Origin of the sequence: Acidocella sp. (assembly GCF_013044125.1) — a bacterium.
Taxonomy (GTDB): Bacteria; Pseudomonadota; Alphaproteobacteria; order Acetobacterales; family Acetobacteraceae; genus Acidocella.
This window is the reverse complement of record NZ_JABEVC010000121.1, coordinates 1-21,276: the sequence shown is the minus strand read 5'-3', so window position 1 is coordinate 21,276 and position 21,276 is coordinate 1. Positions and strand designations below refer to the sequence as shown.

17 protein-coding genes are annotated in these 21,276 nt (G+C 67.4%); 13 read left to right on the top strand and 4 right to left on the bottom strand.

Annotated features, from left to right (window positions below):
- Positions 1 to 94 precede the first annotated feature (94 nt).
- Genes hemC through HKL97_RS07665 form a run of 8 tightly spaced genes read left to right on the top strand, consistent with a single transcriptional unit; the run spans position 95 to position 8,983 of the window.
- A complete protein-coding gene (hemC, locus tag HKL97_RS07700) occupies positions 95 to 1,060 on the top strand; it encodes a hydroxymethylbilane synthase (RefSeq protein WP_291424043.1) in 966 nt (321 codons plus the stop codon).
- Complete coding sequence (locus tag HKL97_RS07695; RefSeq protein WP_291424041.1) at positions 1,057 to 1,725, top strand: uroporphyrinogen-III synthase; 669 nt, start codon at positions 1,057 to 1,059, stop codon at positions 1,723 to 1,725. The genes hemC and HKL97_RS07695 overlap by 4 nt, the downstream gene beginning before the upstream one ends.
- On the top strand, positions 1,722 to 2,582 hold the full coding sequence (locus HKL97_RS07690) for a hypothetical protein (protein WP_291424039.1): 861 nt from the start codon (positions 1,722 to 1,724) through the stop codon (positions 2,580 to 2,582). Before HKL97_RS07695 ends, HKL97_RS07690 begins: the two co-directional genes overlap by 4 nt.
- 3 nt (positions 2,583 to 2,585) lie before the next feature.
- Entirely contained in the window at positions 2,586 to 3,791 is a 1,206-nt protein-coding gene (locus HKL97_RS07685) for a heme biosynthesis HemY N-terminal domain-containing protein (RefSeq protein ID WP_291424037.1), read from the top strand.
- Positions 3,764 to 5,422 carry a peptide ABC transporter substrate-binding protein gene (locus HKL97_RS07680; RefSeq protein WP_291424035.1) on the top strand — a complete coding sequence of 553 codons (1,659 nt, stop codon included), beginning with the start codon at positions 3,764 to 3,766 and terminating at the stop codon, positions 5,420 to 5,422. Before HKL97_RS07685 ends, HKL97_RS07680 begins: the two co-directional genes overlap by 28 nt.
- The gene (locus HKL97_RS07675) at positions 5,419 to 6,372 is read left to right on the top strand and encodes an ABC transporter permease (protein WP_291424033.1); all 954 of its coding nucleotides are present in this window, start codon (positions 5,419 to 5,421) and stop codon (positions 6,370 to 6,372) included. Before HKL97_RS07680 ends, HKL97_RS07675 begins: the two co-directional genes overlap by 4 nt.
- 20 nt (positions 6,373 to 6,392) lie before the next feature.
- Complete coding sequence (locus HKL97_RS07670; RefSeq protein ID WP_291424031.1) at positions 6,393 to 7,199, top strand: ABC transporter permease; 807 nt, start codon at positions 6,393 to 6,395, stop codon at positions 7,197 to 7,199.
- Positions 7,196 to 8,983: an ABC transporter ATP-binding protein gene (locus tag HKL97_RS07665; RefSeq protein WP_291424029.1), complete on the top strand. Its 1,788-nt coding sequence runs from the start codon at positions 7,196 to 7,198 to the stop codon at positions 8,981 to 8,983. The genes HKL97_RS07670 and HKL97_RS07665 overlap by 4 nt, the downstream gene beginning before the upstream one ends.
- Positions 8,984 to 9,081: 98 nt before the next feature.
- Here HKL97_RS07665 and HKL97_RS07660 read toward each other — a convergent pair whose 3' ends face one another.
- Positions 9,082 to 10,086, bottom strand: a complete 1,005-nt coding sequence (locus HKL97_RS07660; protein ID WP_291424027.1) for a dipeptidase — start codon at positions 10,084 to 10,086, stop codon at positions 9,082 to 9,084.
- Complete coding sequence (locus tag HKL97_RS07655) at positions 10,083 to 11,006, bottom strand: A/G-specific adenine glycosylase (RefSeq protein WP_363238566.1); 924 nt, start codon at positions 11,004 to 11,006, stop codon at positions 10,083 to 10,085. The genes HKL97_RS07660 and HKL97_RS07655 overlap by 4 nt, the downstream gene beginning before the upstream one ends.
- A gap of 47 nt (positions 11,007 to 11,053) precedes the next feature.
- Here HKL97_RS07655 and HKL97_RS07650 point away from each other — a divergent pair, with 47 nt between their 5' ends.
- The 3 genes from HKL97_RS07650 (at position 11,054) to smc (ending at position 15,862) form a co-directional block, all read left to right on the top strand.
- Complete coding sequence (locus HKL97_RS07650; protein WP_291424023.1) at positions 11,054 to 11,554, top strand: DUF721 domain-containing protein; 501 nt, start codon at positions 11,054 to 11,056, stop codon at positions 11,552 to 11,554.
- Positions 11,555 to 11,660: 106 nt separating this feature from the next.
- Positions 11,661 to 12,320 (top strand): DsbA family protein, encoded by a 660-nt coding sequence (locus HKL97_RS07645; RefSeq protein WP_291424021.1) that lies wholly within the window; start codon positions 11,661 to 11,663, stop codon positions 12,318 to 12,320.
- An 11-nt stretch (positions 12,321 to 12,331) separates the two neighbouring features.
- Positions 12,332 to 15,862 carry a chromosome segregation protein SMC gene (gene smc, locus HKL97_RS07640; RefSeq protein ID WP_291424019.1) on the top strand — a complete coding sequence of 1,177 codons (3,531 nt, stop codon included), beginning with the start codon at positions 12,332 to 12,334 and terminating at the stop codon, positions 15,860 to 15,862.
- Between the two features lie 207 nt (positions 15,863 to 16,069).
- Here the strand turns inward: smc and secA are convergent, their stop codons facing one another.
- Positions 16,070 to 18,769, bottom strand: a complete 2,700-nt coding sequence (gene secA, locus HKL97_RS07635) for a preprotein translocase subunit SecA (RefSeq protein WP_291424017.1) — start codon at positions 18,767 to 18,769, stop codon at positions 16,070 to 16,072.
- A gap of 123 nt (positions 18,770 to 18,892) precedes the next feature.
- Positions 18,893 to 19,798 carry a bestrophin family protein gene (locus tag HKL97_RS07630; protein ID WP_291424015.1) on the bottom strand — a complete coding sequence of 302 codons (906 nt, stop codon included), beginning with the start codon at positions 19,796 to 19,798 and terminating at the stop codon, positions 18,893 to 18,895.
- A 110-nt stretch (positions 19,799 to 19,908) separates the two neighbouring features.
- Between HKL97_RS07630 and HKL97_RS07625 the strand changes: the two genes are divergently transcribed.
- Positions 19,909 to 20,790 carry a peptidylprolyl isomerase gene (locus tag HKL97_RS07625; RefSeq protein ID WP_291424013.1) on the top strand — a complete coding sequence of 294 codons (882 nt, stop codon included), beginning with the start codon at positions 19,909 to 19,911 and terminating at the stop codon, positions 20,788 to 20,790.
- A partial coding sequence (locus HKL97_RS07620; RefSeq protein ID WP_291424011.1) for a bifunctional ornithine acetyltransferase/N-acetylglutamate synthase occupies positions 20,790 to 21,276 on the top strand: 487 nt, incomplete at its 3' end. The genes HKL97_RS07625 and HKL97_RS07620, both read left to right, overlap by 1 nt.

The window sequence follows — 21,276 nt, the reverse complement described above, 5'->3', positions numbered from 1 at the left end:
CTCTCGATGCCTAATACAATCTGACTCATTGCCACTACTTTTCTTTCCTCGACGCACGCTCTAGACCACCCTCGTGAAAACCGTAACACCCCCCATGAAACCGCACCGCCGGGACCTGCCGCTCAAAGCCGGCACCCGCGGCTCCCCGCTCGCCCGCGCCCAGACCGCGACTTTCCTCGCCCTGCTGCGCCAGTTCTGCCCGGTGCTGCGCGGCATGGAGGTGTTCGAGGAGCATATCATCGTCACCACGGGCGACGCGGTGCAGCACCGCCCGCTCGCCGAGATCGGCGGGAAAGGGCTTTTCGCCAAGGAAATCCATGAGTCGCTCCAGGCAGGCCGGATCGATTTCGCGGTCCACAGCCTGAAAGACCTGGAAACAACCCTGCCCGAAGGCATCACTTTGGCCTGCACCCTCAAGCGCGAGGACGCGCGCGATGTGCTGATTTTGCCATCCAGCCATGCCGTCGTGGATGGGGCTGACCCCTACGCCGCCCTGCCTCACGGCGCGCGGGTCGGCTCCGCCTCGGTGCGCCGCCAGGCGCAGCTCAAGCACGCCCGGCCGGATCTGGAATTCTCCCTGCTGCGCGGCAATGTCGGCACGCGGCTGGCCAAGGTGGAGACCGGCGAGTTTGACGCCACTTTGCTGGCCTACGCCGGGCTGCGCCGCCTCGGTCTCGCTGACAAGGCCAGCATCGTGCTCAGCCCGGAACACATGGTCCCCTCCGCCTGTCAGGGCATCGTCGGCATCACCGTCCGCACCGCCGATACCGAGTTGCTTTCGCTGCTCTCGGGCATCGAGGACCCGGAGGCAAAAGCCGTGGCCACCGCTGAGCGCGCCTTGCTCGATGCGCTGGACGGCTCCTGCCGCACGCCCATAGGTGGCTATGCGCGGTTGATTGATGACGCCACCCTGCACATCACCGGGCTGGTCGCCCGGGCTGACGGCACGTTTCTGCTCAAACGCAGCGTCACCGGCGCGGTGGCGGATGCCGCGCGCATCGGCCGTGAGCTGGGGCTGGAGTTGAAGGCAGACAGCCCGACCGACATCTTCCTGCCGTGAAAATCCTGGTCACCAGGCCGGAGCCGGGCGCGAGCGCCACGGCGGCGCGGCTGGTGGCCATGGGGCATGAGCCGGTGGTGGCGCCTTGCCTTGCCATCACGCCGCGGCCCGCGCATCTGCCCGCAAATCCGGCGGCGCTGATCATCACCAGCGGCCAGGCGGTGCCCGCATTGCCGCCCGCGTTGCATAACGTGCCGGTGTTCTGCGTGGGCGATGCCACGGCCGGCAAATTGCGCGCGGCGGGGTTTACCCGCGTGGAGAGCGCCAGCGGCGATGCGGCGGATCTGCTGCGGTTGATCCGCGAACGCCACTTGCCGGGGCTGCACGTGCTGGCGGTGGGCGAGCGCCACGGGCAGGCGCTGGCGCGGCAGTTGCGGGCGGCGGGGTTTGCGGTGGTGCGCCGCACGGTCTATGCTGCTCGGCCGCTGCGCACGTTGCCCGAGGCCGCGCGCGCCGCGCTGGCGGGCGGGGAAATCGGCGCGGCCTTGTTCTATTCCGCCGAGTCGGCCCGCGCGTTTATCCACCTGAATCCACCCGGCACCGCTAGAATCATCGCCTGTGCGCTCAGTCCCGCGGTGGCCGCCGCGCTGGGTGGCTTGCCCTGGCGCGCAATTCGTGCCGCATTAGCACCTAGCGAGGCGGATCTGATGGCATTGTTATCATGAGCGAGACCGAAACCGAGGCCAAACCCAAGGCCGAACCCAAGACCGCAACCACGAAACCGGCGGCGCCAAAGCCGCGCCGTTCGCTCTGGCCGGTGTTTCTGCTGCTCAGCTTTGTCATCCTGGCGGGTGGCGAGGGGTATTTGTGGAAGCTCCAGCAATCCCTGGCCGGGCAGGGTACGGCGGTCGCCGTGTTGCAGGCGCAGGTGGCGGATCTGCGGGCCCAGGCGGCTAGCGCCCAGCCGGGGCCGGACAGCATCGCCACCCAGGCGGATCTGTCACTGAAATTCGCGACGCTGAGCGCCCAGGTGAACGCCATGCAGAGCCAGCTCGCCGCCGACCACGGCACGCTGACAACCCTGCAGGTGAACGCCACGGACTTAACCAAGCTTACCGCGCGCATCGCCTTGCTCAACCAGATGGAAACCGCGCGCATGGCGCTGGATGCCGGGATGCCGCTTGGCGCCATCGCCAACGCCCCGCCAGCGCTGGCGCAGTTCGCCACCACGGCGCCGCCCACGGCGGCGGCGCTGCGCCTTGGCTTCCCCGCCGCCGCGGCCGCAGCAGCGGCCGCCAGCATCGCCGGGAACGCCCAGGGCGGAGTCTGGGCGCGCGTGCTGCTGCGGCTGGATAATTTCATCACCATCCGCCAGGGCTCGCATGTGCTCGTCGGCAGCCCTGCTTCCGGCGTGCTGGCCGAGGCGCAAACGCTGCTGAACGCCGGAGACCTTGCCGGCGCGGTGGCGCAGGTGGGCACGCTTAGCCAGTCCACGCAGCAGGCCATGGGCGGCTGGCTGGTCCAGGCAAAGGCCCTGCTGGCGGCGCGCGCGGCGCTGATCGCCCTGGCCGGGCAGGCATAGGCCATGCTGCGCGCGGTCAAATTCATCCTCATCGCGGCGGTTGTTCTGCTGCTGGCATGGTGGATCGGCGGGCTGCCCGGCAGCGTAAGCGCAACCTCCGGCGGCTATACGGTGGAAACCTCGGTCCCCGCCGCGCTTTTGCTGCTGTTCCTCATCGCCTTGCTGTTCACAGTGCTGCTGCGCGTGGCGGGCGGGCTGCGCCGCGCGCCGGGGGGCTTCAGCGCCTGGCGCGGCGGGCGGCGGCACAGGCTGGGCGAGGTCGCCGTGCAGCGCGGGCTGGTGGCGCTCGCCGCCGAGGACGCCAAGGCCGCCTGGGCCGAGGCCGGGCGGGCGAAAAAACTGTTGGGCGACACGCCGCTGGTGCTGCTGATCACCGCCGAGGCGGCGCGGCTTGCCGGCAAGGCCGCCGAGGCGCAGGCGGCATTCGCGCAGCTTAGCCAGCATGAGGAAATGAGCTTTCTGGGCCATCGCGGCCTGTTGCGGCATCATCTGGAACAAGGTGACCATGAGACCGCCAAAACCCACGCGGCGGCGGCGGAGGCGCGCTACCCCGGCAGTGCCTGGGTGCGTGCCCAGCGGCTCGATCTGGCCTTGCGCGAGCAGGATTTCCGCGCGGCGCTGCGGCTGACGCAGGCGCCCGCCGAGGTGGCGGCGCTGGCCACGGCGGCGGCGCAGACGAGCACGGAAAAAGGCCAGGCCCTGAGCTTCGCCAAACAGGCGGTAAAGGCCGATCCCAAACTGGCCCCGGCTGTGGTGGCCCTGGCGCAGGCGTTGCGCGCCGCGGGCAAACCGCGCGCCGCCGGCAAGGCCTTGCGCGCCGGCTGGGCGGCAGCGCCCAATCCGCTCATCGCGCAGGCCTATCTGGCGCCGGTGAACGGTTTGATCGAGCAGGTGCAGGCGGCGGCGGAGCTGGCGGCGGAAAATCCCGGCCATGCGGAGGCCGAGCTGTTGTTGGCGCAAACATCGCTCCACGCCGCCCTCCCGGCGGAAGCCAGGCGCCACGCGCAGGCGGCGATTGCGGCAGGCGCCACGGATGCGCGCGCGCGCGATGTGCTGGCCAGCCTGGAGGGCAATCCCCCCGGCGGCGGGGCAAAACCGGCCTGGGTGTGCAGCGCCTGCCATACGCCCCAGGAAAACTGGGCAGCGCTCTGTCCGGCCTGCCACAAGCCCGGCGCGCTGGCATGGCAGACTTCCGCCCCCGCCGCTTGAGGGCCTGGGCGGCGGCGCTGTTTTTGTCCGCCGCGCCTGCTTTCGCCCAAACGCCCGCGTTGCCTCAAGAACCGGGCAATTGCGGCACCATCATCATCCCGCCAGGGCTGGGCATCGGTCCGGGAGCGGACATCACCTCCTTCAACCCGCTGTTCATCACCTCCGCTTATAACGCCGAAGCCGCCGGGCTGATGTTCGAATCCCTGCTGTGGATCAACCGCGATCACCAGATCAACTGGCAGCGCAGCATCGCCAGCAGCGTCACCACCCCGGATGCCGGCAAAACCTATGATGTGACAATGCGGCCCTGGCTATGGTCTGACGGCGTGCCGGTGACCTCGCAGGATGTTCTCTACGCCTTTAAGCTCATCAAGGCTTACGGCACCAGCTATGCCGGCTATGGCGCGGGCGGCATGCCCGGCCTCATCGCCAGCCTGACGGCCAGTGACGCCGCGCATTTCCAGGTGGTGCTCAAGCACCGGGTCAACCCGGACTGGTTCATCCTCAACGGCTTGCCGCAACTCGCCCCTTTGCCCGAACACGCCTGGGCGCGATACAACACCGATCAGATCTGGCAGGGCCAGAGCAGCCCGGCGTTTTTTCGCGTATCCGACGGGCCGCTGCTGCTGAGCGGCTTCACCGTGGGCGTCGATGCGGCCTTTATCCCCAACCCGCGCTACGGCGGCGCGCCGATGCACTTCAAGCGCTTCATCATGAAGTTCGAGAACGCCGAGGGGCAGGAATTGCAGGCGGTGGAATCGGGCGATCTGGATATGAGCAATCTGCCCTTTGCCCTCTACGCGCAGGCAGCGCACCTGCCCGGCGTGCATGTGCTCACATTGCCGCCCGCTTATGCCTGGCAGGAGCTGATTCCGAATTTGGCAAACCCCCGCACGCGCTATTTCGGTGATGTGCGGGTCCGCCAGGCAATCGCCGATGCGATCAACCAGCCGCAAATCATCAGCCTCGCCATGCATGGCCACGGCCTGCCCGATTACGGCCCGGTGCCGGTGGTGCCGCCCATTTTTCTCTCCCCCGCGGCAAAGGCTGGGAATTATCCGGTGGGCTACAACCCCGCGAGAGCGCGCGCGCTGCTGGCGGCGGCGGGGTACGCGCCAGGGGTGGATGGCATCGCGCACAAAGGCGGCCAGAAAATTTCCTTCACGCTGGAAATTCCAGCCGGGCAGCCGCTGCGCATCGAAATGGCGGAGCTGATCCAGCAGGATCTGCGCGCGGTGGGGATCGCGATGCAAATCCGGCAGGTCGAATTCAACAAGATGCTGAGCCAGATGGTGCACGAGCCGCATGCGTGGGAGGCGATTTTGGTCGGGGAAAGTCTCGCCGCCTACCCCTCCGGCGAAGACCTGTTCGTCACCGGCGGATATTTGAACAACAACGGCTACAGCGACAAAAAAATGGACGCGCTGGTGGCGCAAAGCACTGAAGAGCCAGGCATGGCCGGGCTCTATGCCTACCAGGATTACGCCAGCGCGCAGCAGCCGGTCATTTTTCTGCCCAACGAGCAATATTCGCTGCTGGTGCGCAACGGGCTGCACGGCGTGGGCGATTTCATCAACCCGCTGGGCGGCTGGGCGCCGGAGAAACTCTTCTGCACGGCCCCCGCGCCATGATCCGCATGGTGGCAAGGCGGCTGGCCGCATCCGGGCTTTCCATCCTCATCCTGGTCACTCTGGTTTTCTTCATGGCGCATCTCACGCCTGGCGGCCCGGCCTATTCCATCCTCGGCCTCAAGGCGAACGCCACTTCCGTCGCGCAGCTCAATGCCCGCCTCGGGCTTAACCAGCCGTTGTTGCAACAATACGGCCTGTGGTGGTGGCATCTGGCGCATGGGCAGCTGGGCTACTCCTATCTGCTCAACCGCCCGGTGGGCGCGCTGCTCTGGCGCTATGAGCTCAACACGCTGCTCCTCTACGCCCTCGCCATCTCGCTCAGCACATTCCTGTCGATTTTGCTGGGGCTGGCGCAGGGCGTGTATTTTGGGCGCTGGCCGGCCCGGTTCATCGGCGCGTTCCAACTCGGGTTTTATGCATTGCCGCCGTTTTTCGTGGCTGCCATGCTGGTGCTGTGGACCTGCGTGCGCCGTCGCTGGCTGCCGGCCAGCGGCATGGTCAACCTTCGCCTCGCGCATCCGGGCCTCGCCAGCTATGCGGCGCATCTGGTGCTCCCGGTCATCACCGTCACGCTGTTCACCACCGCGCCGCTCTCGCGCTATTTCGGCGAGGCGGTGCATGAGGAGCTGGCGCGTGACTATGTGCGCACCGCGCGGGCGAAAGGTGTTGGTTTCACCGCTATTCTTTTTACCCATGTGCTGCGCAACGCGCTGCGCCCGCTGGTCACCATGCTGGGCCTCTCGTTTCCGTATATTTTCACCGGCGGCGTCATCGTGGAGTCGGTCTTCAACTATCCCGGCCTGGGGTGGCTGATGTGGCGTTCCGCATTGGCGCAGGATTATCCCATCCTCATCGCCATCGTGCTGGTCATCGGCCTGCTCACCGTGCTGGGCAACCTGCTGGCGGATGTGGTGAACGGCCTGCTCGACCCCAGAGCAAGCTATGAGTAGCAAGCTATGAGTAGCAAGTTATGACCAATCGCGCCGGGTTGCGCGCGGGGCTGGCGCTGGGCGGATTGATATTTTGTCTCGGCTTCATCGCGCCGTTGCTGGTCACGGCGGACCCCTACGCCATCCACCCCGCATATGCGCTGCAACCTCCCAGCCTCATGTTTCCGCTGGGCACGGATGAGTTGGGCCGTAACGAATTATGGCTCATTTTATCGGGCAGTTTCGCCACGCTCTCGGTCGCGCTCCCGGCTGCGGCGCTCGCGTTTGTCACCGGCGCGGCCTATGGCCTGGCCGCCGGCCTCGCGCCCACCTGGCTGGACCATATGCTCATGCGCCTGCTCGATGCCATGCTGGCCCTGCCCAGCCTGATCGTGCTGCTCTTCTTCGCTTCGCTGGTGCCGCTCAACAACATCAGCCTCGTCGTGTTGCTCGGCCTCATCTCCTGGCCCGCCCTGGCGCGCCTCGTGCGCAACGAGGCATTGGCCCAGCGCGGGCGGGATTTTGTGCTGGCGGCCGAGCAGTCCGGGGCCTCGCGGTTTTATATCGCGCGCGTGCATCTGCTGCGCGTTATGGCGCCGGTGCTGGTGGTCAACGGCACCTTCATGGTGGGTGATGCTATTTTCTCTTTGAGCGCGCTCAGCTTTTTGGGTCTTGGCGTGCAACCGCCGCAAGTGAGCTGGGGCAGCCTGCTGCAATCCGCGTTGAACATCATCGCGCTGGACCCGTGGTGGCTGATCCTTCCGCCCGGCCTGCTGGTGTTCGCCTCCCTGCTGGCCGCCTCGCTCACCGGCCAGGGGTTGCTGGCCCGCTGGGGCAATGTGCGATGAGCGCGGTGCTGCGCGTTGAAAATCTTTCCGCCGCCTTGCCGCGCGGCGGCCGCGATGTGCCGATACTCGACGGTCTGAACCTCACCATCAACGCGGGTGAAATGCTGGCGCTGGTGGGCGAGAGCGGCTCAGGCAAGACCGTCGCGGCGCTCTCCATCATGCGCCTGCTGCCCCCTGGCGCGCGTCTGTCCGGCAACATCTGGCTGGGCGGGCAGAACCTCACGCAACGGCCCGAATCCGCGCTGCGCCGCGTGCGCGGGCGCGATGCCGGCATGGTCTTCCAGAACCCGCTGGCGGCGCTCAACCCTTCGCGCACCGTGGCGTCGCAGATCGCCGAGGCCTGGCGCGTGCATAACGGCGGCGGCAAAAGCACCGCGCGCGTGCTGGAGCTTCTGGGCGAGGTCGGCATCCCCAACGCGGCGGCACGGCTTGATGACTACCCCCACCAGTTCTCCGGCGGCCAGCGCCAGCGCGTGCTGCTCGCCATGGCGCTCGCCTGCTCGCCCAAATTGCTCATCGCCGACGAACCAACCTCCGGGCTGGACCCGCTGATCGCCCGCCAGATCATGGAACTCATCGCCCGGCTGCGCCGCGAGCTGAACATGGGGGTACTCTTCGTCACGCATGACCTCTCGGTGGTGGAGGCGCACGCGGATGCCGTGCAGGTGCTCTATGCCGGAAAATCCGTCGAGTGGGGCAGCGCGAAACAGTTTTTTGCACATCCGCGCCACCCGTATAGCGAGGCGCTGCTGGGTGCCGTCGCGCGCGTTGGCCAGGCGCGGCTGCATAATATTCCCGGCAGCCTGCCCGAGCCTGAATCCCGCCCGCCCGGTTGCCGCTTTGCCCCGCGCTGCGCGTTTCGCCAGCCTGATTGCGAGGCGGCGTTTCCCCCGCCCTCGCAATTCGGCGCCACCACCGCCGCCTGTTTTTATCCGCGGCCGGTGCGGGACCGCCCAGCCGGCGCCGAGACTTTTTCAACAGCCCCGCCGCGGACATTCCCTCCCCAATTGCAGGTGCGCAATCTCACGGTGCGCTATAAGGGCAAATCCGGCTGGCTCCGTGCCGCCACCGCGCCCCCCTCCCTGCTTGACGCCAGTTTTGCCCTGGGCCGCGGCGAGTGCCTGGGCGTGGTGGGTGAGAGCGGCTCGGGCAAATCCACGCTTGGCCGCGCCGTGCTGCAAATGCTGCCCTATGAGGGGCAGGTGCTGCTGGAGGATACAGACCTTGCCACACTGCGCGGCACCGCCGGGCGGGCGCGGCGCCGGCGTCTGCAACTGGTGTTTCAGGACCCGCGTGAATCCATGAACCCGCGTCTGCGCATTGGCGAGATCATCGCCGAGCCGTTGCGCCTGCAAGGCCAGCTCTCCCAGGCGCAACTGCGCGAAAACGTGGAGACCCTGCTGCGCCGCGTCGGCCTCAATGCGCAGCTGGCCGGACTCTATCCCGGCTCGCTCTCCGGCGGGCAGGCGCAGCGCGTCGCCATCGCCCGCGCGCTGGCCGCCTCACCTGACATCATCGTGCTCGATGAGCCAACCTCCAGCCTGGATGTCTCAACCCAGGCCATGCTCCTCAATCTTTTGAAAGACCTCGCAGCCGCGCAGGCGCTTTCCTACATTCTCATCAGCCATGATTTCGCGGTGGTGAGCTACATGGCCAGCCGCATCGCCGTGTTGCATGAAGGGCGCATCGTCGAGATGAACGACACGAAAACCCTCATCGCCGCCCCCCGCCACGCCTACACCGCCCAACTCATCGCCGCCGCGCCGCAACCGCGCGGGGGTTAGATCAATATTGGTTTAGCTTGAATCGCCAGATTCAAACTAACCCAATGAAATTGATCGCAAAATAAAGGTAGAGTGCGATCGCGCTTAAAGCAATCAGCCTAAACCCGCGCCGCTTCAGCCTGGCGTAACAGGCGCAGAAAATTGCCGCCCCAGATTTTCGCCACATCCGCCTTTTCATATCCGCGCCGGAATAATTCGGCGGTGAGGTTGGGCGCCTGCGCCGCGTTCATGAAATCGCTCACACCGCCGCCGCCATCAAAATCCGTGCCGATGCCGACATGTTCAACCCCGATGCGCCGCACCGCGTAATCTATATGGTCAACGATATCGGTCACGCTCAGCTCCGCCGCGCGCGCCTTGGGGCGCAGGAAGTTGGAGACCATGGTCACCTGCACCAGCCCGCCGGTGGCCTTCAGCATGTCGAGCTGCTCGTCATCCAGGTTGCGCGGGTGGTCGCACAATGCGCGCATGCACGAATGGGTGGCCAGCACCGGCACGCGCGAGCGTTGCGCCGCCTGCATCATGCTGGTTTTGGCGGCGTGGGAAACATCGATGAGCATGCCAAGTGCGTTCATGCGCGCGACCACCTCGCGGCCAAAGGCGGAGAGGCCGCCGTGCTCGGCCTGCGCATCGCCAAGCCTGGGCAGGGGGATCGCGGCATCGGCGATCTCGTTATGGCCGTTATGGGTGAGGGTGATGTAGCGCACCCCGCGCGCGGCAAAATCGTCAAGCGCGCCAATGTCCTTGCCGATCGCGTAACCATTTTCAATCGCCGGGATGATCGCGGTGCGCCCGGCGGCGAAGGCGGCCTCGATTTTATCCGCCGTGGGCGCCAGCATGCCGCCGTGCCCGCTCGCAGGGGCCATCGCGGCGATCTCGTCCAGCATCGCGCAAGCGCGGGCGTGGGCGGCGAGATGCCCGGCGGCATCGCGCGGGCCTTGGGGTACATAGGCGGCAAAACAAACCCCCGCGATCCCCCCGGCCTTCAGCTTCGGCAGGTCGACGCAGCGCGGACCGTCCTCGAACGGGCTGGGGCCGTCCGGCCAGGGAATGTCGACATGGGTATCAATGGCCATCAGCCCGTCATGCGGATTTGCAATCATGGCGCATCGTCCAGCGCCAGGCGGCCAGCGTCAAGCGCCTTTCGCATCACGCTGGGCAGCGGCGCGGTGGCGGCGGGTGCGCGCAAGGCGCTGCCGGGCAGGCGCGCGCAGCGCGCGGCCAGCACCCTCAGTGTCAACGAAAAATGCGTGAACACATGCTCAACCGCCCCGCCATCGCGCCAGCGCGCGGCAACGGGCGGCTCTTCGGGCAGCACCAGCATGCCGCCCAGCAGCCCTTTCGGCGGGCGGCGCAGCAGCAGCACGTCTCCGGCGGCATCCAGCAGCACATAGGCGGTGCCGGTGCGGTGCGGGCGCGCGGGCTTGGGGGAACGCACCGGCAGGGCGGCGGCGATGCCCCGCGCCCTTGCAGCGCATTGGCGCGCCCAGGGGCAGCGCCCGCAATTTGGGTTTTGCGGCGTGCAGATGGTGGCGCCAAGGTCGAACAGCGCCTGCGCGAAATCTCCCGGCGCCGCCCGCGCGGCTTTATCCTCCATGAACCCCCCGGCCGCCGCGGCGATTTCCTTCTTGCCGCCGGGCAGCGGGGTGCCGATGGCGAAAATCCGCGCCGCGACTCGCTCGATATTGCCATCCACCGGCAGCACCGGCAGGCCAAAGGCAATCGCCCCGATGGCATTGGCCGTATACGGGCCGATTCCGGGCAGCGCGCGCAACCCTTCTATGTTGCGCGGAAACGCCCCCAGCCCCGCCACCGCCTGCGCGCAGGCGTGCAGATTGCGCGCGCGGGCATAATAACCAAGCCCCGCCCACATCCCGAGCACGCTTTCCACCGGCGCCGCGCTTAATGACTCAACTGTAGGATACGCGGCCAGAAATTTAGCGTAATAGGGCGTCACGGTCGCCACCACGGTCTGTTGCAGCATGATCTCCGAGAGCCACACATGGTAGGGCTCGGCGGGCATGCCGGGGGCGGCGCGCCAGGGCAGGTGCCGCCGGTGGGCGGCATACCATGAGAGGAGTTTTTTGGCGGGTGGCGGAGCGCAGGAAACGGGTTTCACAGAATCAGGATGTGCCGGTTGCAGAGCGGCCGCGCAACTATGCCCCGCGCGGCATCGCGGGCCTGCTGGCGCCGGTGCTGCGCCCGGCCTTCCGCCGCCGCGCCCCCGCCGCCGCCGCGCTGCTGGCGGACTGGCCCCAGCTGGCCGGGCCGGAGCTTGCCGCGCGCGCCGCACCGCTCAAATTCGCCGCCGGCACGCTCACTTTGGCCTGCACCGGCCCCACCGCGATGGAACTGCAGATGCGCGCCGCCCAGATCATTTCCCGGCTCAACCTGTCCCTGGGGCAGAGCATGGTTGAGCGCCTGCGTTTCGTGCAGCAGGCGCCGGGCGTGAGCGCGCCCGTCTCCCGGGCCATGCCGCGCGCGCCCATCCCCCCGCCGCCAAACCTGCCCGAAGGCCCGCTGGGCGAGGCGCTGGCTAAACTCTACCAGGGGATTAAAAGCCGCGGTTGAAATGCCGATTCGACTCACCCGCCTGAATTTGCTTACACTACATATAGAGGTAAAAATGCTTGCAACTCGCCGTAACATACTATCCCTAGTGGGTGCTACCGCCGCAGTGTCCGGCGGGACCGCGCTCTACCTGCGCGGGCGCAATCAGCCCATCGCCCAGGCCGCCGCCAGCACGCCGCCCGCCGCCGCCCCGGCGGTTGTGCCTGCCAGCGCGCCGGTTCCCGCCAATGCCGGTCCCAATTCGCCGTTCGGCCAGCGCTCCATCGGTTCGCCCAACGCCCCCGTCACGGCGTATGAATATTTCTCGCTCACCTGCACCCATTGCGCGGAATTCGCCACGGTCACCATGCCGCAGGTCAAGCCCAAGCTGGTTGATACCGGCAAGCTACAAATCATCTATCATGATTTCCCGCTCGACCAGGTGGCGCTGATGGCCGCCCAGGTGGCGCGCTACCTCCCGCCGGATGAATACTACCCCTTCATCGAGGCGCTGTTTGCCGCCCAGAACGATTGGGCCTTCCAGCCCAACGAGAATTATCGCACCTCCCTCTTCAAATACGCGGCCCTGGCCGGGATGGACCAGGCAACCTTCGACGCCGCCCTGGCTGACGATAAGCTGAGGGCCTTCATCCTGAAGGGCCAGCAGCAGGCCGAGGCGCTGGACCATATCGAAGCCACCCCGACCTTCATCATCAACGGCCGAATGTACCCCGGCGCGATGCCGTATGATGATTTCGCCGCCGCCGTGGCCAAAGCCGCCGGATAACAGGAGCCCCCGTGCCAGCCCGTTTCGCCCGCCTGCGCATCGCCGGTTTCAAAAGCTTCGCGGATGCCACCACGGTGGAAATTCTGCCGGGGCTGACCGGCGTGATCGGCCCGAACGGCTGCGGCAAATCCAACGTCATCGAGGCGCTGCGCTGGGCCATGGGCGAGGCCAACGCCCGCAACATGCGCGGCACCGAGATGGAAGACGTGATCTTCGCCGGCACCGCCGGGCGCGCCTCGCGCAATCTGGCCGAGGTCACCCTCACGCTGGAGGAAACCGCAGGGCTGGCACCGCCGCCCTTCCACGAATCGGCCGATCTGGAGATTTCGCGCAAGATCGAGCGCGGCGCGGGTAGCTCCTACCGTGTCAACGGCAAGGAGGCCCGCGCCCGCGACGTGCAGACATTGTTCGCGGACCTCGCCTCCGGCGCCCGCGCCTCGGCCATGGTCAGCCAGGGGCGCGTCGGCGCGCTGGTCAACGCCCGGCCCGATGAACGCCGTGCCCTGCTGGAGGAAGCCGCCGGTATCACCGGGCTGCACGCCCGCCGCCATGAGGCGGAGCTGAAACTCAAGGCCGCTGAACAGAATCTCTCCCGTGCCGATGATTTGAAAGCACAAATCGAGGCACGGCTGACCGAGCTGCGCAAACAGGCCCGCCAGGCCACGCGCTACCGCAATCTCTCGGGCAATATCCGCGCCGCGGAGGCGGAGCTGCTGGCCATCCAGCGCGCCATGGCCGCGCTGGCGCGTGATGCCGCGCGTGAAGCCTTCGCCCTGGCCGAAACACGGGTGAGCGAGGCCGCCGCCGCCGCGGGGCAGGCCGCCGCCAGCGCCACCGGCGCCGAAGCCGCGCTGCCGGAACTGCGCACGGCCGAGGCCGAGTCGCGCACCGGCCTGGAGCGCGCGCGCATCGCGGCTGAACAATCCTCCGAGGTGGAAAACCGCGCCCGGGCCGCGCTGGGCGAGGCCCGCACCCGGCTGGACGCGCTGACCCGCGACCATGCCCACGCCACAAGACTGGTGGTTGATGCCCAGGCCGCGCGCACCCGGCTGGAGGAGGAGCAAACCCGCCTGCTGGCCGAGGTGGTCTCCGCCCCCGCCGCGCTGGAGGCCGCCGGCCGCGCCGAGGATGCCGCGCTGGAAGCGATGCGCGCCGCCGAGGCCGCCGCGACCCGGGCCACCGAGGAGGCCGCCCGCATTGCCGCCGAGGGCGAGGCCGCGCGCCGCGCCCTGGCCGAGGCGGATCAGCGCGCCCGCCGCGCCGCCGCCCGCGCCGCCGAGGCGCTGGCCGAATACAATAAAATCGCAGCCAGCATGGTCCCGCCCGAGCGCCTCGCCGCTGCCGAGGCCGAGCGCACCGCCGCCGAGGCCGCCTTGCTGGCCGCGCGCGAGGCGGTAACCGCTGCCGAGGCCGCCCGCGCGCAGGCCGAAGCCGAGGCCGCCGCCGCGCGCACCGCTGCCGAGAGCGCCCTGGCCGCCGCCCGCACGGAGGCCGCCGCGGCGGAGTCGGCGGCGCATAAAGTCACCACTGAGTTTGACGCGCTGACCGCCCTTCTGGCGCAGAAATTCGGCCGCGATTCGGCGCCGATTCTTGACCAGATCACAGTCCCCCCAGGGCTGGAAGCCGCATTGGGCGCAGCACTGCGCGAGGAGCTGTCCGCCAGCGCCGATGAACACGCCGCCCGCCACTGGCGCAAGCTGCCGCTGCTGGAACTCTCCGTGGTGCCGCTGAAAACCTTTGCCAATCTGGTGCAGGGGCCAGCAGCGCTCACCCGCGCGCTCTCGCATATCCTGCTGCTGCCCGAGGGGGCGGACGGCAATCTGCACCAGGGCAACCTCACTGCCGGGCAGATCCTCGTCTCGCGTGAGGGGGCGGTGTGGCGCTGGGACGGTTATACCGTGCGCGCCGGCGCCGCCTCGGAGGCCGCCGTACGGCTGAAGCAGCGCAACCGCCTGGCCGAGCTGGAACGCGAGCGCGCCGCCACGCGTGATGCCGCCGCCCAGGCCCGCGAGGCGCGCACCGCCGCTGAAGCCGCCGAACGCGCCGCCCGTGCCGCCGAGGCCCATGTGCGCGAGGCCCGCCGCGCCGCCGAGACCGCCGCGCGCGAGGCCCGCCGCACCGCCGAACAGCGGTTTGACCGCGCGCGATCCGAGGCCATCCGCCTCGCCGCCGAGGCCGAGCGCGCCGGCGCGCGTGAAGCCGCCGCGCGCACCACCCGCGACCAGCTGGCGCATGAAGCCGCCGAGGCCGATGCCGCCCTAGCCCAGGTGAAGGCCAGCGCCGCGCAACTCCCCGATGTAAACGCCGCCCGTGCCGCCGTGGAGGCCGCCCGCGCCGCGCTCACCAAGGCTCGCCAGGCCGAATCCGCGGCCCTGCAGAATTTTGAAACCTTGCGCGCCGCTGATGCCGCCCGCACCCGCCGTCTGGAATCCCTCAACAACGAGATGGCAGGGTGGAATGAGCGCGGGATTGACGCCGCCGACCGGCTGACCGACCTCGCCGCCCGGCACGATGAAGCCGCCGCCGCGATCGTGACGCTGGAAGCCGCCCCGCAACAGGCCGCCGCCGCAAGGCGCGAGGCGCTGGAGAGCCAGGCCGCCGCCGAAGCCGCCCACAGCCGCACGGCCGAGGCACTGCGCAGCGCCCAGCGCGAGGCAGATTCCGCCGCCCGCGCCGCCCGCGCCGCCGAGAGCGCGCTCAGCGCCGCGCGTGAGTCCCGCGCCCGCGAGGAAGGCAACATCACCGCCGCCAATCATGCCTGGGGCACCGTGGCCGAGCGCATATTGGAGCGCCTGGGCGCCAACCCGGCCCTGCCAGAGCCCCCGGCTGAACTCACCGCCGAGGCCGAGGAGAAAGCCCGCCGGCGCTGGGAGCGCCTGACGCGTGAGCGCGAGGAAGTCGGCCCGGTCAACCTGCGCGCGGATATCGAGGTCACCGAGGCGGAGGAGGCCATCGTCACCATCGAGCGCGAACGCGCCGAGATCACCACCGCCATCGCCAAGCTGCGCGGCTCCATCGGCCACCTCAACCGCGAGGGCCGCGAGCGGCTTTCGGCCGTGTTCAACGAGGTCGATCGCCATTTCCAGCTCTTGTTCTCGCGCATGTTCGGCGGTGGCAAGGCGCATCTGGCGCTGGTCGGCTCGGATGACCCGCTGGAAGCCGGGCTGGAAATCTACGCCCAGCCGCCGGGCAAAAAACTCAGTACGCTCTCTCTGCTCTCGGGCGGCGAGCAGGCGCTCACCGCGCTTTCGCTCATTTTCGCCGTGTTCAAATGTAACCCGGCGCCGATTTCGGTGCTCGACGAGGTGGACGCCCCGCTGGACGATGCCAATGTCGAGCGTTTCTGCACCCTGCTGGAAGACATGGTGCGCGAAACCGGCACCCGCTTTCTGGTGGTCACGCATCACCATCTCACCATGGCGCGGATGGACCGCCTCTACGGCGTGACCATGCAGGAACGCGGAATTTCCCGCCTGCTTTCGGTGGATTTCTCAAAGGCCGTGGAAATGGTGGACCCCGGGCAGGCGCTGGCGGCCGAATAGCGCCGGGTGAGAGCCGCTATTCGCTGAAGGCGCTATAGAGCCTGATCGCTTTAAGTGCGATCGCGCTCTGGCTATTTTTCCGAGGGCGATTCACGCTTTCGGCTCGCTCAGGCGAGCGAGCCTCAAACGATCGCACTCTGGCTATTTTTCCGAGGGCGATTCACGCTTTCGGCTCGCTCAGGCGAGCGAGCCTCAAACGATCGCACTCTAAATCTTCCCATGACAGTATTTATACTTCTTTCCCGAGCCGCAGGGGCAGGCGGCGTTGCGCGGCGTCGCGCCCCAGGTCTCCGGGCGAGCGGGGTCTACCTCATCCTCGCGGTAAGGTGCCTGGGCCTGCACCACCGGCTCGGCCAGGGCCAGCTCACCGGTCATCCCGCCGGGCAGCGGGTGGTTCTCCATCGTCACCGGCGGCGGCGGTGACGGCGGTGCCTCGGCGATGCTCACATGCGCCACCATCTGGGTCACGCGCTCCTTCAACTCATCCAGCATGGCGTTGAAGAGTTTGAAAGCCTCGCGCTTATATTCGTTCAGCGGGTCGCGCTGGCCGTAGGAGCGCAGGCCGATGCCCTGGCGCAGATAATCCAGCGCCAGCAGATGCTCCTTCCACACATGGTCAAGCGTCTGCAGCAGGATTGATTTCTCGATATAGTTGGTCAGCTCGGCGCCAAAACGCTGCGCCTTGTCATCCGCCTGCGCCTGCGCGGCCGCGATGATGCGCTCGCGCAGATGGTTCTCATCGATCCCCTCTTCCGCCGCCCAGTCCACGATCGGCAGGCTCAGACCCAGCACGCGGGCAACATCCTCCGCCAGCTCAGCACTCTGCCATTGTTCGGCGAAGGCCCGCTCGGGGATGCGCTGCGCGACCAGGGTATTTATCACATCCTCGCGCATTTCCGCCACCACTGCGGATACATTCTCAGCACTCATGAACTCGCGGCGCTGGGCATAAACCTCCTTGCGCTGGTCGTTCATCACGTCATCGTACTTGAGCACGTTCTTGCGCATGTCGAAGTTGCGCGTCTCAACCTTTTTCTGCGCCTTCTCCAGCGCCTTGTTGATCCACGGGTGGATGATCGCCTCGCCGTCGCGCAGACCGAGCTTCTGCAGCATCCCGCCCATGCGTTCAGAGCCGAAGATGCGCATCAGATCGTCTTCCAGCGAGAGGAAGAAGCGCGAGCCGCCGGGGTCGCCCTGGCGGCCGGAGCGTCCGCGCAGCTGGTTGTCGATGCGCCGGCTCTCATGGCGCTCGGTGCCGATGACAAACAGCCCCCCCGCCTCTTTCACCTTCGCGTGATTGACCTCGATCTCCGCGCGGATCACCTCCGGCGGCGTCTCCGGCTCCAGCGCCACGCGCATCTCGTAATTGCCGCCGAGTTTGATATCCGTGCCGCGGCCCGCCATGTTGGTGGCGATGGTGATGGCGCCCGGCGCCCCGGCCTGCGCCACGATTTTGGCTTCCTGCTCGTGGAAACGCGCGTTGAGCACGCTGTGCTTGATGTTTTTGCGGTTCAGCAACTCGGAGATGATCTCGGATTTCTCGATGCTGGTGGTGCCCACCAGCACGGGCTGCCCGCGTTCGCGGCATTCGGTAATCAGCTTGGCCACGGCTTCGTATTTTTCCGGCGCCGTGCGGTAGATCTCGTCGTCATGGTCAATCCGGCTGACCGGCACATTGGTCGGGATCTCCACCACCTGGAGCTTATATATCTGCTCGAATTCGTCAGCCTCGGTCATCGCCGTGCCGGTCATCCCGGCCAGCTTGGGGTAGAGGCGGAAGTAGTTCTGGAAGGTGATGGAGGCGAGAGTCTGGTTCTCGCGCTCCACGGTCACGCCTTCCTTGGCTTCCAGCGCCTGGTGCAGCCCGTCGGAATAGCGCCGGCCTTCCAGCATGCGCCCTGTGAACTCGTCGATGATCATCACCTTGCCATCGCGCACGATGTAATCAACATCGCGGGTGAAGAGCACCCGCGCGCGCAGGCTTTGCTGCACATGGTGAACCAGCGAGATGTTGAAGATATCGTAGAGATTGCCCTCGGTCAGCAGCCCGGCCTCGCGCAGCATGTCCTCCACGATCTCCGAGCCGTGGTCGGTCATCACCACGGTGCGGGCTTTCTCGTCCTTCTCGTAGAATTCGTGGGTGCCGTCCTCCTTGCGGCCGCGTTGCAAAAACGCCTGCACCACGGCGTCAACCTTGCTGTACAGCTCGGTCGGCTCGTCGGAGGGGCCGGAGATGATGAGCGGCGTGCGCGCCTCGTCGATCAGGATGGAGTCCACCTCGTCGACGATGGCGAAGTTGAACGGCCGCTGGGTCATGTCCTCCAGCCGGTACTTCATGTTGTCGCGCAGATAGTCAAAGCCGAGTTCGTTATTGGTGCCGTAGGTGATATCGGCGGCATAGGCCTCGCGGCGCTGGGCATCGTCCAGCCCGGGGATGATGATCCCCGTGGTCAGCCCCAAAAACCGGTAGAGCTGGCCCATCCACTCGGCGTCGCGCTTGGCCAGATAGTCGTTCACGGTGACAACATGCACCCCAAGCCCGGGCAGGGCGTTGAGATACACGGCCAGCGTGGCGACCAGGGTTTTGCCCTCGCCGGTCTTCATCTCCGAGATCTTGCCGGAATGCAGAACCATGCCGCCGATCATCTGCACGTCAAAATGGCGCAGTCCCAGCACGCGTTTGGCCCCCTCGCGCACCACCGCGAAGGCTTCCTCCAGCAGCTCGTCCAGGCTCTCGCCTTTTTCCAGCCGTTCGCGGAATTCCTCCGTTTTCGCGCGCAGCGCCTCATCGCTGAGCGCGCTCAGCGCCGGCTCGAAAGCGGCGATCGCGGCGACGCGGCGCCGGAACCCCTTCAAGGCACGGTCGTTACTGGTACCGAAGACGGCGCGGGCAAGACTGGCAAACATTTCTGGGCGGATTCCGCATATCTAAAGAGGGTTCTGCGCCGTTCACATAGTCGCGGGGGGGGGCAGGGTCAATTCGCGGCCTGTTTTTCGCGCCCGGGCGTCTGTAAAAACTTTGCATAAATTTTATAAAAGCAGGAATTGCTCCGGGCGCAGGGGCGCGGGCAGGGTGGCATCGCCCAGCGCCTCCCCCGCCGCGATTTCGATATTTCGCACCAGCGCGTCCAGCGGCAGGCCGTTCGGCGAGAGGGAAAACGGCTCCTCAAGCTGCTCGCCCAGCGCGTCCAGGCCAAAGAAGGCATAGGCCAGGATCATGGTGAGGAACGGCGTGGCCAGGCCCAGATTGTCCACCATGCCAAAGGGCAGCAGCAGGCAGAACAGCCAGGCGGTGCGGTGCAGCAGCAGCGAGTAGGCAAAAGGCGGCGGGGTTGTGCGCAGGCGCTCGCAGGCGGCCTGCACGGCGCTCATCGCCGCCAGCTGGTCCGCGAATTCGCGGTACAGCATGTCCCCAAGCGCCCCCAGGCGGCGCACCTCGTTCAGCTCCGCCGCCTGCGCCCGCAAAATCGCCGCCGCCCGGCTGCGTCCCGGGGGCAGCGCCTCCCATTCCGCGGGCGTCAGCCATGCCCGCGCGCTATCCTCGGGTATATCGCGCAGCTGGTTGCGCAGGGCATGGGCGAAGGCCACGGCGCGGTGCGCCACGCGCCGGCGGGTATCGCCGGGCAGCAGGGTCACGGCCTCGCGCAGCAGGCTGCGGCTCACGGCCACCAGCTCCCCCCATTGCTTGCGGCCTTCCCACCAGCGCTCGTAACAGATGTTGTTGCGAAAACCGAGAAAGATCGACAGCGCCAGCCCCAGCAGGGTGAACGGCGCGGGGTTCAGATCGCGGAAATACCCGGGTGCCGCATGGTGCAGCCACACGGCCGCGATGGAAATAGCCAGCACGGCCACCAGCCGGGAGGCGATATCAGGAACGATGGAGCCGCGCAGGATGAACCACAGGCCAAAAGCGGTGGAGCGGGGGCGGATGATCATGCCGCGGGCATACAAAATCGCCCCGCGCCCGGCAACAAGCCAGCTTCCCCGCCTTGCCGGATTTCGGCAGTTGGCTCATAGGTGCGCAAAACTGGAAGGTATTTTGCTCCATGCGTTTCACTCTCAAGATTTCGGCCCTGGCTCTGATGGCGGGTCTCGCCGCTCCGGCCGCGTTTGCCCAGTCCACCCCGGCGAAACCCGCCGCTGCCGCCCCCGCGCCGCAGGCTGACCCGGTGGTTGCCTCGGTCAACGGGATGAAGATCCATTTCAGCGATATTCAGGCCGACGCGCAGGACATTCCGCCGCAGATGCAGCAGATGCCGCCCAACCAGCTGTTTCCGATCCTGGTAAGCCAGGAGATTGACCGCAAGGCGCTGCTCATTGCCGCCAAAAAAGAAGGTCTGGAGAAAGACCCCGCCGTTGCCGCCGCGATGGCCGCCGCCGCCGATGTAAAACTGGAAAACGCCTATGTGCAGCAGCACATCGCCGCTTCCGTGTCGCCCGCCGCCGTGCAGGCCGCCTACAACAAGGACTATGCCGGCAAGCCCGGCCCCGAACAGATTGACGCCCGCCATATCCTGGTGAAAACCCAGGCCGAGGCACAGGCGATCATCGACCAGCTGAACAAGGGCGCTGACTTCGCCACCCTGGCGAAGAAGGACAGCATCGACCCCGGCGCCGCCAACGGCGGTGAGCTGGGCTGGTTCAGCCAGGATGAAATGGTCCCCGCCTTCGCGGACGCCGCTTTTGCGCTGAAGCCCGGCCAATACACCAAGACCCCGGTGCAGACGCAGTTTGGCTGGCATGTCATCCTCTGCGAGGGCAAGCGCCAGGGGCCAACCCCGGCGCTGGCCGATGTGCAGGCGCAGATCCGCCAGGACCTTGCCGATAAAGCCATCAAGGCCACGCTGGCCGATGTGCGCAGCAAGGTTAAGGTTGAGGTCTACAACGCGGACGGCACCGCCGCTCCGCAGGCCGCGCCGGCGCAATAATGGCGGGGCCGATTCCCACCTCCCCGCTGGCGCTGCCGCTGCCGGAACTGCCACCCCTGGCAGGGGTGCGGCTGGCCACGGGCGAGGCGGGAATCCGCTATAAGGGCCGCACGGACGTGCTGCTCGCCGCATTCGCCGAAGGCACGACGGTGGCAGGGGTTTTCACCAAAAATCTCTGCCCCGGCGCGCCGGTGAGCTATTGCCGCGAAGCCATCAAGGGCGGCCTCGCCCGCGGCCTCGTCGTTAACGCGGGCAACGCCAACGTGTTCAACGGCATCCTTGGCGTGCGCGCGGTGGAGACCACCGCCGCCGCCGCCGCCGCCACGCTGGGCACCACGCCGGGCGAGATTTTCCTGGCTTCCACCGGGGTCATCGGCGAGCCGCTGCCCGCGCATAAAATCGTCGCGGCGCTCGATTCGCTGAAGGCCAATCTGGCGGCTGACCGCTTCGCCGCGGCGGCGCAGGCGATCATGACCACCGACACCT